Here is a 14,174-nt window from a genome sequence, read left to right as displayed (position 1 = left end):
ATTCAGCGAATGACAGTTACGGCGCAAAGCGCGTAATGAATTACCTGCTTTGACACCGAGCCCAGCCGCCAACGCTGGAAAAACGTCTTGCCGCGATGTCCCATGACAATGTGATCGGCTTCGTTTTGTTCGGCATAGTACAAAATTTGCTCCGCAGGGTGCCCCACCACTATTTCGAATCTTGCATTGATGCCCTGCGCTGCAGCCTGCGGTTTCAGATTTGACAGCAAGTTCTCGTAATGCTTGGTGGAATTCTCCAGAACCGCTTCCATTTCCACGTCATCGGCAAAATCCGGTGGGCGGGAAACCGCCAACACGATGAGTTCGGCTCCGTACTTCTTGGCGAGATCCATGGCAAAAGCATATGCCTTGTCTGCGGGCGCCGAGCCGTCATAAGCCATCAGGATGCGCTTGATCATGATTGTCCTCCCTCTATTTCGGGTCGGCGAGCTGCGGGATTTCCTGTCCGGCTGCCCGCCTCTCTTCCTCGGGCGCTTTTTTCAGCAAGTGGCGCGGCAGGAAGAAAGCGTTGGCGATGAGCGTGGGCACTACCGCGCTGCCGATGACGGTGACCACCAGCAGGGAGTACTGGGCCTGATCGATGATGTGGTGAGAAAGCCCGAACAAAGCCGAAATGCTGCCGAAAGTAAGCCCGGTGGACATTAACAGCGTCGTGTACATGGCCTCGGTCCTCGGTGAGCCGTAAAATTTGGTGACGGGATAGACGCCGGCAAATTTGGTCGCCATCTTTGCCAACAGCAAAATGATAAACGCAGCCGGCGCGGCAAGCAATGCGGGCACTGAGACGAAAGAGCCGGCACGGATGAAATAAAACGGCGTAAACAAGCCGAAAGTCAAGGTACGCAACCGCCGGATCAAAGCGTGGTCCTTGCCCACCGTCCCCGCCAGCACCATGCCGATTACATAGGCCGGCAGCACCGCCTCGCTGTCCGCCCAGGCGGCGAGCGCGCCCAGGCCGAAAAGACAAAGCAGCAGGAATTTTGCTTCCAGCTCCGACGGTCTTTCGCCGTAGCGTTTGAAAAGACGAGGAGTAAGCCGAGGCAGTATCGCCATAACAACGACAGTTACACCGAAAAAGATGAGGGTTTTAAAGGTGAAAGGAGCAAAGATGAAGCCCAGCGCCAGTACCGTTCCCAGATCGGTGACAAAGCACGCCGCGAGCACGGTCTTGCCGTAATCGGTTTTATTAAAGCCGAATTCCAGCATCACCGCGTACACTACCGCGACTGAGGTGGTGGAGAGCGCCACTCCGGCAAGCCAGCTCGCCTGAACATCCCAGTGCAGCAGATAATAGGCCGCTGCGGCACAACCGAGAAAAGGCACGAGAAAGCTTACCAGCCCGACTGCGGACGCTTCCTTCAATTTGCGCTTGAATACTACGGGATCGAGCTCGGCGCCGGCGAGAAAAGTCAAAACAATGGCGCCGGTGCCTGAAAGAAACTTGATCCACGACTAGTCTGCTCCGAGAGCCGCGGCGCCGATAAACGCGCCGAGAGCAAGCTGGGCAACGATGCCGACCACAATTTCCGACAATGCGGTGGCGATGCGCAACCAGATCGACATCAGCACGGCAATCAAGGCCAACCCCAACCACAGCGCCGCAAGCGCCCAGGTTTCAGTCATTTCAATCTCCTTTCCCTGTGCCAACGGGAAATTTACTCTACGTTTACTTAATTCCGGGCAACGGGAGAAACTGGAGGCATTGGGGAAAACCAGACATGAAAATGCCTACACGCCCACCTTTATTCGGTGTTGGTGTAGGCATCATCAGCCTTGCGGCGGTTATAAGGAGGAATGCCATCTCCTTGACGCCACTATAGCGTGCAGCAGCGGCGCTATCAAGCAAAATGTTACAGCTTCCTACGCAGCTGGTCGCTGAAGAGCCTCCAGCAGCGGCCTCATCCGACATGCCCGATACCTCATCCGCCAGCTTGCCTAAAGCCACTTGCTTGACTTGGACCCTCTTTAGGCAGAACCTTGTACGCATCGGAGCACGCAGGGTCAGCAGGGCTGGCGCCCCGGAGAAGGGCCCCCTGTCAATAATTCTGCACCGACAAATTGGCTGGTTGAAGCGCGTGCGGCTCGCTTAGCCGCAAAATGATAATGGGGAGGAGAAAATGAGTGAATATCTGATATTTCGTTTGAAATCAAGCGGACAAAGAACTGTTGTCGGTAGCTTCTTGGTCGCCGCTACGGTTGCGCTCGGCGTCGTGGGACCAGCTACCGCATTGGCCGACGATGACCACCGCCTCAAAGCAGTGCCGTTTGCATTCGTCGGGACGGCCGCACAATGCGCACCAAGTCCGGCTGGAAGCCGGATCGTGACGTCGGCGTGGCTGGGCGGCATGGGCTTGCCAGACAACGGCGGTGCGAATACAACCTTCACCACAGTACTGGTCCCAGCAAACCAACAGGATCCCCATCTCGGCTTGTTGCTCTCGAAGAACGGTCCGACGCCGGACTGCTCCTCGTCTGGAGCAATCATCAAGGGCGTTAAGGGAATGACAGTGATTGCCGGATTTCACGTGGGCTTCGACTATCGCAACGGAGGCCACTGCGGCGCCGGTGCACCGCGGTTCAATATCGACACCGATATGGGCTCCTTTTTCGTCGGCTGTGCCAACGCTCCCCAGAGCCCAGCTCCCCAAGATCCCGACCAGTGGACGCGTACACGATCGGTGCTGACGGCCTGCGGCTCTGAGTGCTTCAACACCACGCTCAACGTCGCCGGATCGATTCCCGTCGGGGCCACGATCAATAGCATCGACATCCTCTTCGACGAAGGCACCGATATCGAGAGCAATGATACGCAGGGCGTCGGCCTCGCCGTGCTGGACAACATCAACATCAACGGCAGGCTCATCACACGGGGCACTGGCATTGAGGACGGGATTAACCGTGACAAAAACAAGAAAAACAAAGACGGTGATGACGACGACTAGGACTTAAGAACAAAAGACAATTGACCTGCGCCGCATGATTAATCCAAGCGGCGCAAAAGCGAGTGTTTCACCAGCGGCGGCGGTTGCTCAAACCGCCGCCGCCGTTTATTCACGAGGCGGAACGGCTCGACAGGCTCCCGGCGCGGCAGCCTTTACTAATCTGAACAATATATTTGCGTGAACTTGGGAATCTCATCAGAGGTTCCTTAATTCCCGGTGGGCGAAATGCGGAACTCCAGCACAGATTGCATTTTGCTCAGCGTCTCCGCCAGGCGCCGGGCGTTTTCCCTGCGCAGGGTCAGGATGTCCAGATATTCATTTCCCATCTTAATTCACCGCATCACTTCTCAATCCCAGCGCTCGTCTTTGACTTGCACTTCGCCCGCTTCGACTCTCACTGGAAAGGTCGCTGTAGGCTCGTAAGCGGGCGCGCTCAATGCTGCGCCGGTTTTGATGGAAAAACGCGCGCCGTGGCGCGGGCAAATGATTTGCTCGCCCTCGACCGTGCCGCCGGTCAATACCCCGCCGTCGTGAGTGCACACGTCTTCAATCGCGAAATATTTGCCGTTGAGGTTGAAAACCGCGATGCGCGTGCCCTCCACATCCACCACGCGCCACTCCCCGGGCGGCAGTGCCTCCACCCGCGCCACCGTCACCCATTCCGCCATCAGACCGCCACGAGCTGGATGTCGGGTTCAATCGTGCGCAGCAAATTTTCCACCGCCGAAAGCGTGCCCGCAATTGAACTTGGGCAGCTGCCGCACGCGCCCTGGTAGTGGATGGTAAGCGTGTTGCCTTCGAGCTTGAGTACTTTCAAATCGCCGCCGTCGCCCTGCAGATAAGAGCGGATTTGCTCGTCGAGAATTTCATTGATTTGCGCCAGCCGCAGCGTGTCCTCGATGCTCATGGCCACGCCCGCTTCATTCTCAGCAGGCGCGGCCTGCGCCTGCAACAGGGTATCGGCGTTCGCCGCGCGGATCGGCACTGCCAGCTGCTTCAGCAACTCCTGCCAGTTGGCCTGGCCATCCTGGGTTACGGTAACCCAATGGTCCACATAAAACACGTTGGTCACATGCGGGATCATGAACAGATCGGACGCCAGCGGATCATCCTTGGCATGCGCCGCGCTGTCATAAGAGCGCGTGACGCCATAGGTCAGCGGCTCCTTGAGGATGAATTTCATCGCATTGGGATTGGGCGTGCTCTCGATGTCTGCAATCTTGGCCATGGCGAATCTCTTTAAAAAAAATGGATAGGATTAACAAGATTTCAAAAGATTAACAGGACAAAGCGTTAGGTTTAATCCTGTGAATCCTGAATAATCCTGTGAATCCTGTCTATTCATCTATATTGTCACGCCGGCGGCTTTCATCGGCTCTTCCTCGTTTTCCGTGGTGGCAATCGCCTGCGAATGGAACGCCGCGTGCAGTGTATGCCACGGCAGGATGGCGCATTTTACTCTCGAGGGCAGATCCTTCACGCCGCCAAAGACGCTCAAGCGTCCCAGATGATTGGGCTCTCTCTGCGTATCCAGTTTACCGGTCGCCATGTCGCGGAATTCCTGCGCCAGCGTCTCCGCTTCCTGCACCGTCTTGCCTTTCACGTTGGTTGTCATCATTGAGGCCGAAGCCTTGCAGATCGCGCAGCCTTCGCCATTGAAGACAATCGCCTCCACGCGTTGGTTTTCCACGCGCAGCGCAAGAAATATATGGTCGCCACACAGCGGATTCAAGCCTTCCGCCTTGTGGCTGGCGTTTTCCAGCGCGCCGAAATTGCGCGGTTTCTTGTTATGGTCCAGGATGACTTCCTGGTATAACTGCTTCATATCGCTCATCAGCTGAACATCCTCTGAACTTTCTTGATGCCCTCCACCAGCGCGTCGACTTCTTCAAGCGTGTTGTAAAAGGCGAACGAGGCGCGCGCGGTGGCCGGCACGCCAAAGCGCCGCATCACCGGCTGCGCGCAGTGATGGCCGGTGCGAATCGCGATGCCGTCCTCGTTCAATACCGTACCCGCGTCGTGCGGGTGCACGCCGTCAATTAGGAAGGACAGCACCGCGGCTTTGTGCCTGGCCGTGCCGATAATTTTCACGCCTTTAATGGCGCTGACTTGCCCGGTGGCGTAATCCAACAATTCGTGTTCATGCGCTGCGATGCGCTCAAAACCGATACCTATCAAATAATCGATCGCCGTGCCCAGGCCGATGGCGGCCGCAATCGGCGGCGTGCCCGCCTCGAATTTGTAGGGAATGGTGTTGTACGTCGTCTTCTCGAAAGTGACACTGAGAATCATGTCGCCACCGCCCTGGAACGGCTGCATTTTTTCCAGGAGCGCGCGCTTGCCGTAGAGCACGCCGATGCCGGTCGGCCCGCAAATCTTGTGGCCGGAAAAGGCGTAAAAATCGCAATCTAGCGCCTGCACGTCGAGCGGCAAATGCGGCGCCGCCTGCGCACCGTCGAGCAGCACCGGCGCGCGCCATTTATGCGCGGTCGCAATCATCTCGTGCACCGGATTCACCGTCCCCAGCGCATTCGAGACATGCGAAAGCGCGACGAATTTGGTGCGCTCGTTGAAAAGCTTTTCATATTCATCGAGCAGGATTTCGCCGGCGTCGTTGATGGGCGCCACACGCAATTTCGCGCCTTTTTCCTGGCACAGCATCTGCCATGGCACGATGTTGGAATGGTGCTCCAATCCGGAGATGATGATTTCATCGCCGGCCTTGATGAAGGCGCGGCCGTAGCCGTGCATCACCAGATTGATGCCTTCGGTGGTGCCGCGGGTGAAAATGATTTCGTGCTCGTCCCCGGCGTTGATAAAGCGCTGTGCCTTGCGCCGCGCTTCCTCGTATTCGGCGGTGGCGTGCTCGCTCAAGGTGTGCACGGCGCGGTGGATGTTGGCGTGCTCCCGGGTCTGATAACGCACCAGCCGGTCGATCACCGGTTGCGGCATCTGGCTGCTTGCGGCATTGTCCAAATATACCAACGGCTTGCCGTTGATACTGCGGGCCAGAATCGGAAAATCGGCGCGAACACGCGCGACATCCAGCGCGGGCGCTTTCGGTTTTTCGTTGCGTACCATGCTTGCCTTATTCATGCCTGTTCTCTCACCTGGGTTTGTTCCATCACTTTCTGCTTAAGCTTCCGCGCCAAGGAAGCAACAGGAATCTTGTCGATGATTTCGGCGGCAAAGGCGTAGGTCAAAAGACTTCTCGCCTCCGCCTCGTCCAGTCCGCGGCTGCGCAGATAAAAGACTTCTTCCGCATCAAGCTGTCCCACCGTCGCGCCGTGGGCGCATTTCACGTCGTCGGCGAAGATTTCCAGCTGCGGTTTGGTGTCCACATGCGCCTTGTCCGAGAGCAGCAGGTTGCGGCTCGATTGCGCAGAGTCAATTAATTGCGCGCCCGGCCGCACCATGATTTTGCCGTTGAACACCGCGTGCGCCGCGCCGCCGACGATGCATTTGTGCAATTGCCGGCTCGCGCCGTGCGGCTGGGTGTGATCGATAAAGCTGTGCGTATCGGCGAGTTGCCGCCCGGAAATCAGCGCCAAGCCGTCCAGCGTGCAGCGCGCGCCTTCGGCCGCCTGCACGACGTTCAGGTTATAACGCGAAAGCCGCGCACCCAAAGTCACCGTGTCGCAAGCGTAATGCGCGTCTTTTGCCAGCGTCGCCGTGCAATGTGCGATGTGAAAGCTGTTTCTGCTTTCGTTTTGCAGCCGGGTGTGCGTAATGCGCGCATTTTCACCCACCACAATCTCCGTCACCGCATTGGTGAAGTGAACTTCCTCATTGAGGCTTACATATTCTTCAACCAAGGTGCACCGGCTGCCCTGCTCCGCCACCACCAGGCAGCGCGGATAGGCGACGGTTTCCTTTTGCGTGGCGATGAACAGCAGATGAATTGGCGTGGGATAGTTCGTGTTATTTTTGATTACGACCCATGCGCCATCGTGGAGAAAGGCGGTGTTGAGCGCGCAAAAGACATCGTTCTCGAACCGCGCATGGCGCGCCAGATGCGCTTCCATCACTGCGCCGTGCGCCGATCCGCCTTGTGCCAGATTGCTTATCAGGATTCCATGCCCATGCCCGGCATGAGTGGAAAGCTCGGGCGCGTAAACGCCGTCGATAAACACCAGCCGGTCGGAAGAGGCCTCGGGAATGACAAAGCGCTGCTGGATGGCAGACTGGGTAAGCTTGGTGCTGCCGCCCGCCGGCTGGAAGGAGAATTTCATGAGCGGTGAAGGATCGGTGAAGCGCCATTCCTCGTCGCGCGTGGTCGGGAGCGTAAGCGAATTGGCGCGCTCCAGCGCTTCGGCGCGTATCCGGTTCAACCAGCTTGACGGGCTCGCCTGCGGCTTGCCGCGCAGCAGGCTGTCGATAAAGCGGTCAGCATTGACGGGTTCCATGTCAGCCTTACGCCGCGAGTTCAGATTCGGCGCGCACCCAGTCGTAGCCGCGGGTTTCGAGCTCCAGCGCCAGCTGCTTGCCTCCGGTTTTGATGATTTGCCCGCCTTCCATCACATGCACGTAGTCGGGCACGATATAGTTGAGGAGCCGCTGATAGTGCGTGACCAGCACAATCGCGTTGTCTGCATGGGCGAGGCGGTTGACGCCGTTCGCCACGATTTTCAGCGCGTCGATGTCGAGTCCGGAGTCGGTCTCATCCAGCACCGCCAGCTTCGGTTGCAGTACCGCCATTTGCACGATTTCGTTGCGTTTTTTCTCGCCGCCGGAAAAACCTTCGTTGACGCTTCGGTCGAGAAAGCTCGGATCCATTCCCACGATCTTGATTTTCTCGCGCACGAAATCATCGAATTCCAGCGGATCGAGTTCTTCCCCGCCGCGCGCCGCCTGCACCGTGTTGTAGGCGAGCCGCAGAAAAGCACTGTTGCTCACGCCGGGAATTTCTATCGGATACTGGAAGGCGAGAAAGAGTCCCGAGCGGGCACGCTCTTCCGGCGCCATCTCCAGAAGATTTTTTCCTTCATAACGCACTTCGCCGCCAGTCACGTTGTAGTCGGAATGGCCCGCCAGCGTTTTGGCGAAAGTGCTTTTGCCCGAGCCGTTCGGCCCCATGATGGTGTGCACTTCGCCCGCCTTCACGATAAGGTTGATGCCCTTGAGTATGTCCCGGCCGCCGACCTGAGCGGAAAGACTTTTGACTTCAAGCAGGACTTTGCTGTTCTTGTTGATCACCCCACGCTTCCTTCCAGTTTCAGGCCGAGGAGCTTGGTCGCCTCGACCGCGAATTCCATCGGCAATTGATTGAACACGTCCTTGCAGAAGCCGTTGATGATCATGGAGACCGCCTCTTCGGCGCCGATGCCGCGCTGGGCGAAATAGAAGAGCTGGTCTTCGCCGATTTTGGAGGTGGACGCCTCGTGCTCCACCTTGCCGCTGTTATTCTGCACGTCGATATAGGGAAATGTGTTGGCGCTGCAGGTGGAACCGATCAGCATCGAATCGCACTGCGAATAATTGCGCGCGTTATGCGCGCGGGGGCCGACTTTCACCTGCCCGCGGTAGCTGTTGCTGGAGCGCCCCGCGGAAATGCCCTTGCTGATGATGCGGCTGCGGGTGTTTTTGCCGATGTGCGTCATCTTGGTCCCGGTGTCGGCCTGCTGCAGGTGATTGGTGAGCGCAACCGAATAAAACTCGCCGATGGAATGGTCGCCCAGTAAAACGCACGACGGATATTTCCAGGTGATCGCCGAGCCGGTTTCCACCTGCGTCCACGAAATTTTCGAATTCACGCCCTTGCACAGGCCCCGCTTGGTCACGAAGTTGTAAACGCCGCCCACGCCGTTTTCATCTCCCGCATACCAGTTCTGCACGGTAGAGTATTTGATTTCAGCGTTGTCGAGCGCGATTAATTCCACCACCGCGGCGTGCAGCTGGTTGGTGTCAAATTTCGGGGCGGTACAGCCTTCGAGATAGGACACCGAGGCGCCCTCTTCGGCGATAATCAGCGTGCGCTCAAACTGCCCTGAATCCTGGGTGTTGATGCGGAAATAAGTGCTCAAATCCATCGGGCACTTGGTACCCTTGGGGATGAAACAGAACGAGCCGTCGGTGAACACCGCGGAATTGAGCGAAGCGAAGAAATTGTCGGTGGGCGGCACCACGCTGCCCAGATATTTCCTCACCAGCCCGGGATGTTCCTGCACCGCTTCGGAGAAGGAGCAGAAAACGATGCCGATCTCGGCCAGCTTCTTTTTATAAGTCGTGGCGACGGAAACGCTGTCGAATACCACGTCCACCGCGACGCCCGCCAGCGCCTTCTGCTCGTGCAAGGGCACGCCCAGTTTCTCAAAGGTGCGCCGCAATTCTGGATCCACTTCATCCATACTCGCAAGCTGCTTCTTCGGCTTGGGCGCGGAGTAATAAATAATGTCCTGGTAGTCGAGTTTCGGATAGCGCACAGTGGCCCAGTGTGGCTCGCGCATGGTGAGCCAGTGGCGATAGGCGTTGAGCCTGAATTCCAGCATCCACTCCGGTTCATTCTTTTTCTTCGAAATCATCCGGATCACGTCTTCGCTCAACCCCTTGGGGATAATCTCTGACTCGATCGAGGTGACGAAGCCGTGTTTATAAGGCTGGTTAACCAGTGTTTCTAGAGTAGCGCCCATTTGCATTAATCCATGATTTTAAAGCTCTTTATTCCCGAGTTATTTACTCAACTATTTACAGTTTATTATACCTGACAAATTCAGTCAACTATTCATTTGCCCCTATGCTGGTAAATTGCGGAACCGCATCAAGCGAAGGATGCGTTAAACACTGAAGCTTTCCCCGCACCCGCACTGGTCTTTGATGTTGGGATTGTCGAACTTGAACACTTCCTTGAAGCCGTCCTTGACGAAATCCAGCACCGAACCGTCCAGATAAGGCAGGCTCTCCGCATCCACCACCACCTTGGCGTCGTGCGACTCGAACAGCTGGTCGCGCTCTCCCACCGCGTCGGCGTAATCAAAGGTGTAAGCCAGGCCCGAACAACCGACTTTTTTCACGCCCAGGCGCAACGCCATGCCGCTGCCGTGCTTGGCGAGAACTTTTTTAATATGGGTTGCCGCATTCTCAGTCAGAGTGATTGCCATCTTTGCCATTACTCCTTCATTCGTATTCAAGTGTCAGACCGCAACCGCCACCAGACGTTTCAGCTTCATGAGCACCGTCTGCAGCGTGTGTAAAAATTCCTCAACCTGCGCCATGCTGTTGTCCTTGCCCAGGCTTACGCGCATCGCGCTCTTCGCCAGCTCGGGCGCCACGCCCATTGCAATCAGCGTCGGGCTGGGCTCATGGCCGACGCTGGAGCATGCCGAGCCGCTGGAAGCCGCAAAGCCCGCCTTGTCGAGCTCGATGACCAGCGTCTCGCCGTCGATGCCGGGAAAAGCGAAATAGCTGGTGTTGGAAAGCCGCGCAGCATTGGCGCCAAACAGCAGCGCGTTCATTCCGCGCAGGCCCTGTTCCAATTTCTCGCGCAGCGCGCCCGATTGCGCCGAGAGATTTTGCAAACGGCTTTGCGCAAGCTCGCAGGCCGCGCCGAAACCGACTATCGCCGGCACGTTCTCGGTGCCAGAGCGCAAACCCTTTTCATGCCCGCCGCCCGTCAGCAGCGGTTTCAATTCAATGCGTTTATCCAGAATCAGCGCCGCCGCGCCCTTGGGGCCGTAAATCTTGTGCGCCGAAATCGTCATCGCCTGCACGTTAAGCGCGCTGAAATCCACCGCGATCTTGCCGAAAGCCTGCACCGCGTCGGTATGCATCCAGGTTTTCTGTTTTCTCGCCTTTTCCGCCACCACCGCCACCTCCTGAATCACGCCGGTTTCGTTGTTGGCGAGCATCACCGACACGATGCCGGTCGGCTGCGCGAGCGCGGCTTCCACATCGGCAAGATCAACCCTTCCCTCGCCATCCACGGCGAATTTGTGCAGCTTCCAGCCTTGACGGGCAAGTTCCTGCGCCGGCTTGGCTACACAGGGATGTTCGATGCTGCTCACCGCAATTTGCGTCGGCTTTAACTGCGCCGCCGCACCCTTGATGAAGGTGTTGTTTGCTTCCGTCCCGCCGCTTACAAAAAAAACTTGCGAAGGCTCCACCTTGACGGCAGCCGCCACTTGCTCGCGGGCGCGATTGATGGCTTTACGCGCCTGCGTGCCGTATTCATGGCGGCTGGAGGCGTTGCCGTAATACGTAGTGAAGTACGGCCGCATCGCTTCCAGCACGCGGGTATCCACCGGCGTAGTGGCGTTGTGATCAAAATAAACCGGGAGATTCATGCCGTTTTACGCGGAGACCACAGGCTCGCTTTTCTTGTGCTTGTGCTGGTCGCGCATCACCGCAACATTGCCAGTTTTCTGGCTCACCACCAGCTGCGAGAGCTTCACTGATTGCAGGTAATCGAAGATGCGGTCGTTGAGCGAAGCCCATAAATCGTGGGTGAGGCACTTGTGCTCGTCGTGGCAGTTTTCCTTGCCGCCGCATCGGGTGGCGTCGATCGGCTCATCCACCGCCAGAATGATGTCCGCGATCGACACTTCGTCGATTTTTTTGGCGAGGCAATAGCCGCCGCCGGGGCCGCGCACGCTGTCCACCAGCGCATGACGGCGTAGTTTTCCGAACAGCTGCTCAAGATACGAGAGAGAAATTTTCTGGCGCTCGCTGATTTCGGAGAGCGTCACCGGCCCGCCGCCGTGGCGCATCGCCAGATCGATCATCGCCGTGACCGCAAAACGTCCCTTGGTTGTCAATCGCATAGGCTCACCTTCCGTGGCATGCCAAATACCTGATTAAATTTGTCAACTATACAATACCCGAACGTTTCAGTCCACTATTTTGTTCAGGTAATTCGGATCGAATTTGTCGGCAGTAGCGCGCTCGTCCTCGACTTTTGCGCCGAGTTTTTCCAATTCCTTGACGATGCACTCGATGCGCTGGTCGATGGTGACCGTGTGGTCCAGCAAACCATGGATGGCTTTCGCCACCGGATCGTTTTCGTCCCGGCTTAAACCATAAGCGGAGAAACCCATTTTTTCCGCCACCTCGGCACGCGCCTTTTCCTGCTCGCCGTCGACAATGCGCCCGGGAATGCCGACCACGGTCGCACCGGGCGGAACTTCTTTCACCACCACCGCGTTCGAGCCGATTCTCGCGCCGTCTCCAATCAAAATCGGCCCGAGGATTTTCGCGCCCGCGCCCGCCACCACTCCCTTGCCAAGAGTGGGATGGCGCTTGCCCTTGTTCCACGAGGTGCCGCCCAGAGTCACGCCGTGGTAGAGCGTGCAGTCGTCGCCGATTTCCGAAGTCTCGCCGATCACCACGCCCATGCCGTGGTCGATGAACACTCGGCGGCCGATTTTCGCTCCCGGATGAATTTCGATGCCAGTCACCCAGCGCGAAAAATGCGAAACCAGCCGCCCCAGCCATTTGAGATCGGCGTTCCACAACCCGTGCGCGAATTTGTGAAACAGCAGGGCATGAAAGCCGGGATAGCAGGTGATGACTTCCCAGGTGGTGCGCGCCGCGGGGTCGCGCTCGAATACGCAGGCGAGGTCTTCCTTGATTTGTTCGAACATTTTACTCAGCCCAATTTACCTTAAGAAGCATCAGTTTACTATATCCTACTAAAACAGTCAACTATTTTTGCAACGACTTCAAAATCCCCCTGAGGAGGTTGACTTCTTCTTTTTCCAGGTGCGCCCGGCCAAACAGGCGGCGCAGCCTTTCCATCAGCCGCTTCGGCTGTTCGGGATTCATGAATCCTGTGGCTATCATGACCTCCTCGAGATGATGATAAAACATCTCGATTTCCTCAAAGCTTGCCGGTTCGAATTCCGTTTGCTGCGGACGCTCTTTTTCCACGGCCGCGAGGCGCAATTCATAACACATCACCTGCACCGCTGCGGCGAGATTGAGCGACGAATATTGAGGATTCGCCGAAATCTGCACTACCATCCGGCATTTGATGATCTCCTCGTTGCTCAAGCCCGACATTTCGCTGCCGAACACCATTGCGACCGGCGAGCGCCTGGCCTCTCCAAGCAGGATCCCCGCGGCTTCTCTTGGGTTATGTGCCGCGTGTGAAAGCTCTCTTGGCCGCGCGGTAAGCGCGGCCGCAAGCACTGTGCCGGAAAGCGCCTCGTCGAGAGACGCGCAAACGCGCGCTGCGCCCAGCAGATCCAGCGCGCCCGAAGCCAGGGCGTCCGCTTCACGGTCGGGGAAGCGCCCGGGATTAACGAGGTAAAGCGAACCCAGGCCCATGGTCTTCATGGCACGCGCGGCGGCGCCGATGTTGCCGGGGTGACGGGTGTGGCTTAATACTATGCGAACGTTATCAAGCGGGTTTGACCCGTTCATATTAAAATCACACTTTCCTGAACTCTAAAATCCCAAGTCCTGATTCCTGAATCCTAAAGTTTAGCCATGCACCCCATGCTCACTATCGCGGTGAGGGCCGCGCGCCGCGCAGGCCACCTCATCAATCGCGCATCGCTCAACCTTGACCTGCTGACCGTCAAGCACAAAACCTTCAACGATCTCGTGAGCGAAGTGGACCGCGCGGCGGAACAGGCGATTATCGGTGTGTTGAAAGACTCTTATCCGGAGCACGCGATTCTAGCAGAAGAAAGCGGTCCTCAGGGCGACTCCGACAACCTGTGGATTATCGATCCGCTCGACGGCACCACCAATTTCCTGCACGGCTATCCACAATACGCGGTGTCCATCGCCTTCATGCACAAAAAGGTGCTGACTCAAGCCGTGGTGTACGACCCCGGGCGCAACGAGCTGTTCACCGCCAGCCGCGGGCGCGGCGCGTATCTCAACGACCGGCGGCTGCGCGTGAGCAAGCGCATCAAGCTTGCCGATTCGCTGATCGGCACCGGCTTTCCATTCCGCGAGTTAAGACATCTCGAGACTTATCTCGCGATGTTCCGCGACCTGATGAAAAATACCGCCGGCGTGCGCCGCCCCGGCGCGGCCTCGCTGGATCTCGCCTATGTCGCGGCGGGACGATTGGACGGCTTCTGGGAGATCGGCTTGAGCCCGTGGGACATCGCGGCGGGGAGCCTGCTCATTCAGGAATCCGGCGGGCTGATCGGCGATTTCGAGGGCAACGACGGTTATCTCGAAAGCGGCAACGTGGTCGCCGGCAATCCGAAAATCTTCGGGCAGCTCATCAAAATCCTCGCACCGCATTTGCCTTTGGCTTGA

17 protein-coding genes and 1 riboswitch are annotated in these 14,174 nt (G+C 57.5%); of the genes, 2 read left to right on the top strand and 15 right to left on the bottom strand.

All coding sequences use genetic code 11. The features are described 5' to 3' along the window. Positions 1 to 2: 2 nt before the first annotated feature. The 3 genes from VHE58_09740 to VHE58_09730 are packed head-to-tail and all read right to left on the bottom strand — an operon-like array spanning position 3 to position 1,644. On the bottom strand, positions 3 to 419 hold the full coding sequence (locus VHE58_09740; GenBank protein HVS27556.1) for a universal stress protein: 417 nt from the start codon (positions 417 to 419) through the stop codon (positions 3 to 5). Positions 420 to 432: 13 nt separating this feature from the next. After that, positions 433 to 1,467, bottom strand: coding sequence for a cation:proton antiporter (locus tag VHE58_09735; protein HVS27555.1), 1,035 nt, complete (start codon positions 1,465 to 1,467; stop codon positions 433 to 435). 6 nt (positions 1,468 to 1,473) lie between these two features. Continuing rightward, complete coding sequence (locus VHE58_09730; protein ID HVS27554.1) at positions 1,474 to 1,644, bottom strand: hypothetical protein; 171 nt, start codon at positions 1,642 to 1,644, stop codon at positions 1,474 to 1,476. 128 nt (positions 1,645 to 1,772) lie between these two features. Then, a riboswitch (Fluoride riboswitch) is annotated at positions 1,773 to 1,835 on the bottom strand. A gap of 303 nt (positions 1,836 to 2,138) precedes the next feature. Here VHE58_09730 and VHE58_09725 point away from each other — a divergent pair. Beyond that, on the top strand, positions 2,139 to 2,963 hold the full coding sequence (locus VHE58_09725) for a hypothetical protein (GenBank protein HVS27553.1): 825 nt from the start codon (positions 2,139 to 2,141) through the stop codon (positions 2,961 to 2,963). A 347-nt stretch (positions 2,964 to 3,310) separates the two neighbouring features. Here VHE58_09725 and VHE58_09720 read toward each other — a convergent pair whose 3' ends face one another. From VHE58_09720 to VHE58_09665, 12 genes are all read right to left on the bottom strand, one after another. Beyond that, the gene (locus VHE58_09720; protein ID HVS27552.1) at positions 3,311 to 3,631 is read right to left on the bottom strand and encodes a non-heme iron oxygenase ferredoxin subunit; all 321 of its coding nucleotides are present in this window, start codon (positions 3,629 to 3,631) and stop codon (positions 3,311 to 3,313) included. Then, positions 3,631 to 4,191 carry a NifU family protein gene (locus VHE58_09715; protein ID HVS27551.1) on the bottom strand — a complete coding sequence of 187 codons (561 nt, stop codon included), beginning with the start codon at positions 4,189 to 4,191 and terminating at the stop codon, positions 3,631 to 3,633. Before VHE58_09715 ends, VHE58_09720 begins: the two co-directional genes overlap by 1 nt. 117 nt (positions 4,192 to 4,308) lie before the next feature. Continuing rightward, positions 4,309 to 4,797, bottom strand: a complete 489-nt coding sequence (locus VHE58_09710) for an SUF system NifU family Fe-S cluster assembly protein (protein HVS27550.1) — start codon at positions 4,795 to 4,797, stop codon at positions 4,309 to 4,311. Further along, positions 4,797 to 6,059, bottom strand: coding sequence for a cysteine desulfurase (locus VHE58_09705; GenBank protein HVS27549.1), 1,263 nt, complete (start codon positions 6,057 to 6,059; stop codon positions 4,797 to 4,799). The genes VHE58_09710 and VHE58_09705 overlap by 1 nt, the downstream gene beginning before the upstream one ends. Further along, the gene (sufD, locus tag VHE58_09700; protein HVS27548.1) at positions 6,056 to 7,369 is read right to left on the bottom strand and encodes a Fe-S cluster assembly protein SufD; all 1,314 of its coding nucleotides are present in this window, start codon (positions 7,367 to 7,369) and stop codon (positions 6,056 to 6,058) included. The genes VHE58_09705 and sufD overlap by 4 nt, the downstream gene beginning before the upstream one ends. Before the next feature lie 7 nt (positions 7,370 to 7,376). Next, positions 7,377 to 8,135 carry a Fe-S cluster assembly ATPase SufC gene (gene sufC / locus VHE58_09695; protein ID HVS27547.1) on the bottom strand — a complete coding sequence of 253 codons (759 nt, stop codon included), beginning with the start codon at positions 8,133 to 8,135 and terminating at the stop codon, positions 7,377 to 7,379. A 20-nt stretch (positions 8,136 to 8,155) separates the two neighbouring features. Next, the gene (sufB, locus tag VHE58_09690) at positions 8,156 to 9,592 is read right to left on the bottom strand and encodes a Fe-S cluster assembly protein SufB (protein ID HVS27546.1); all 1,437 of its coding nucleotides are present in this window, start codon (positions 9,590 to 9,592) and stop codon (positions 8,156 to 8,158) included. Between the two features lie 144 nt (positions 9,593 to 9,736). After that, positions 9,737 to 10,060: an iron-sulfur cluster assembly accessory protein gene (locus tag VHE58_09685; GenBank protein ID HVS27545.1), complete on the bottom strand. Its 324-nt coding sequence runs from the start codon at positions 10,058 to 10,060 to the stop codon at positions 9,737 to 9,739. A gap of 33 nt (positions 10,061 to 10,093) precedes the next feature. Next, a complete protein-coding gene (locus VHE58_09680) occupies positions 10,094 to 11,242 on the bottom strand; it encodes a cysteine desulfurase family protein (GenBank protein HVS27544.1) in 1,149 nt (382 codons plus the stop codon). Between the two features lie 6 nt (positions 11,243 to 11,248). Next, on the bottom strand, positions 11,249 to 11,719 hold the full coding sequence (gene iscR, locus VHE58_09675) for a Fe-S cluster assembly transcriptional regulator IscR (GenBank protein HVS27543.1): 471 nt from the start codon (positions 11,717 to 11,719) through the stop codon (positions 11,249 to 11,251). 66 nt (positions 11,720 to 11,785) lie between these two features. Further along, the gene (gene cysE, locus VHE58_09670) at positions 11,786 to 12,538 is read right to left on the bottom strand and encodes a serine O-acetyltransferase (protein HVS27542.1); all 753 of its coding nucleotides are present in this window, start codon (positions 12,536 to 12,538) and stop codon (positions 11,786 to 11,788) included. Between the two features lie 61 nt (positions 12,539 to 12,599). Next, positions 12,600 to 13,319 carry an RNA methyltransferase gene (locus VHE58_09665; GenBank protein ID HVS27541.1) on the bottom strand — a complete coding sequence of 240 codons (720 nt, stop codon included), beginning with the start codon at positions 13,317 to 13,319 and terminating at the stop codon, positions 12,600 to 12,602. Positions 13,320 to 13,385: 66 nt separating this feature from the next. On the opposite strand from VHE58_09665, the gene VHE58_09660 reads away from it, so the two are divergent. Then, positions 13,386 to 14,174, top strand: coding sequence for an inositol monophosphatase family protein (locus VHE58_09660; GenBank protein ID HVS27540.1), 789 nt, complete (start codon positions 13,386 to 13,388; stop codon positions 14,172 to 14,174).

The sequence above is a fragment of the Burkholderiales bacterium genome, assembly GCA_035543335.1.
Taxonomy (GTDB): Bacteria; Pseudomonadota; Gammaproteobacteria; order Burkholderiales; family JAHFRG01; genus JAHFRG01.
The sequence above is the reverse complement of the archived record's forward strand: the minus strand, read 5'-3'. Positions and strand labels throughout refer to the sequence as shown.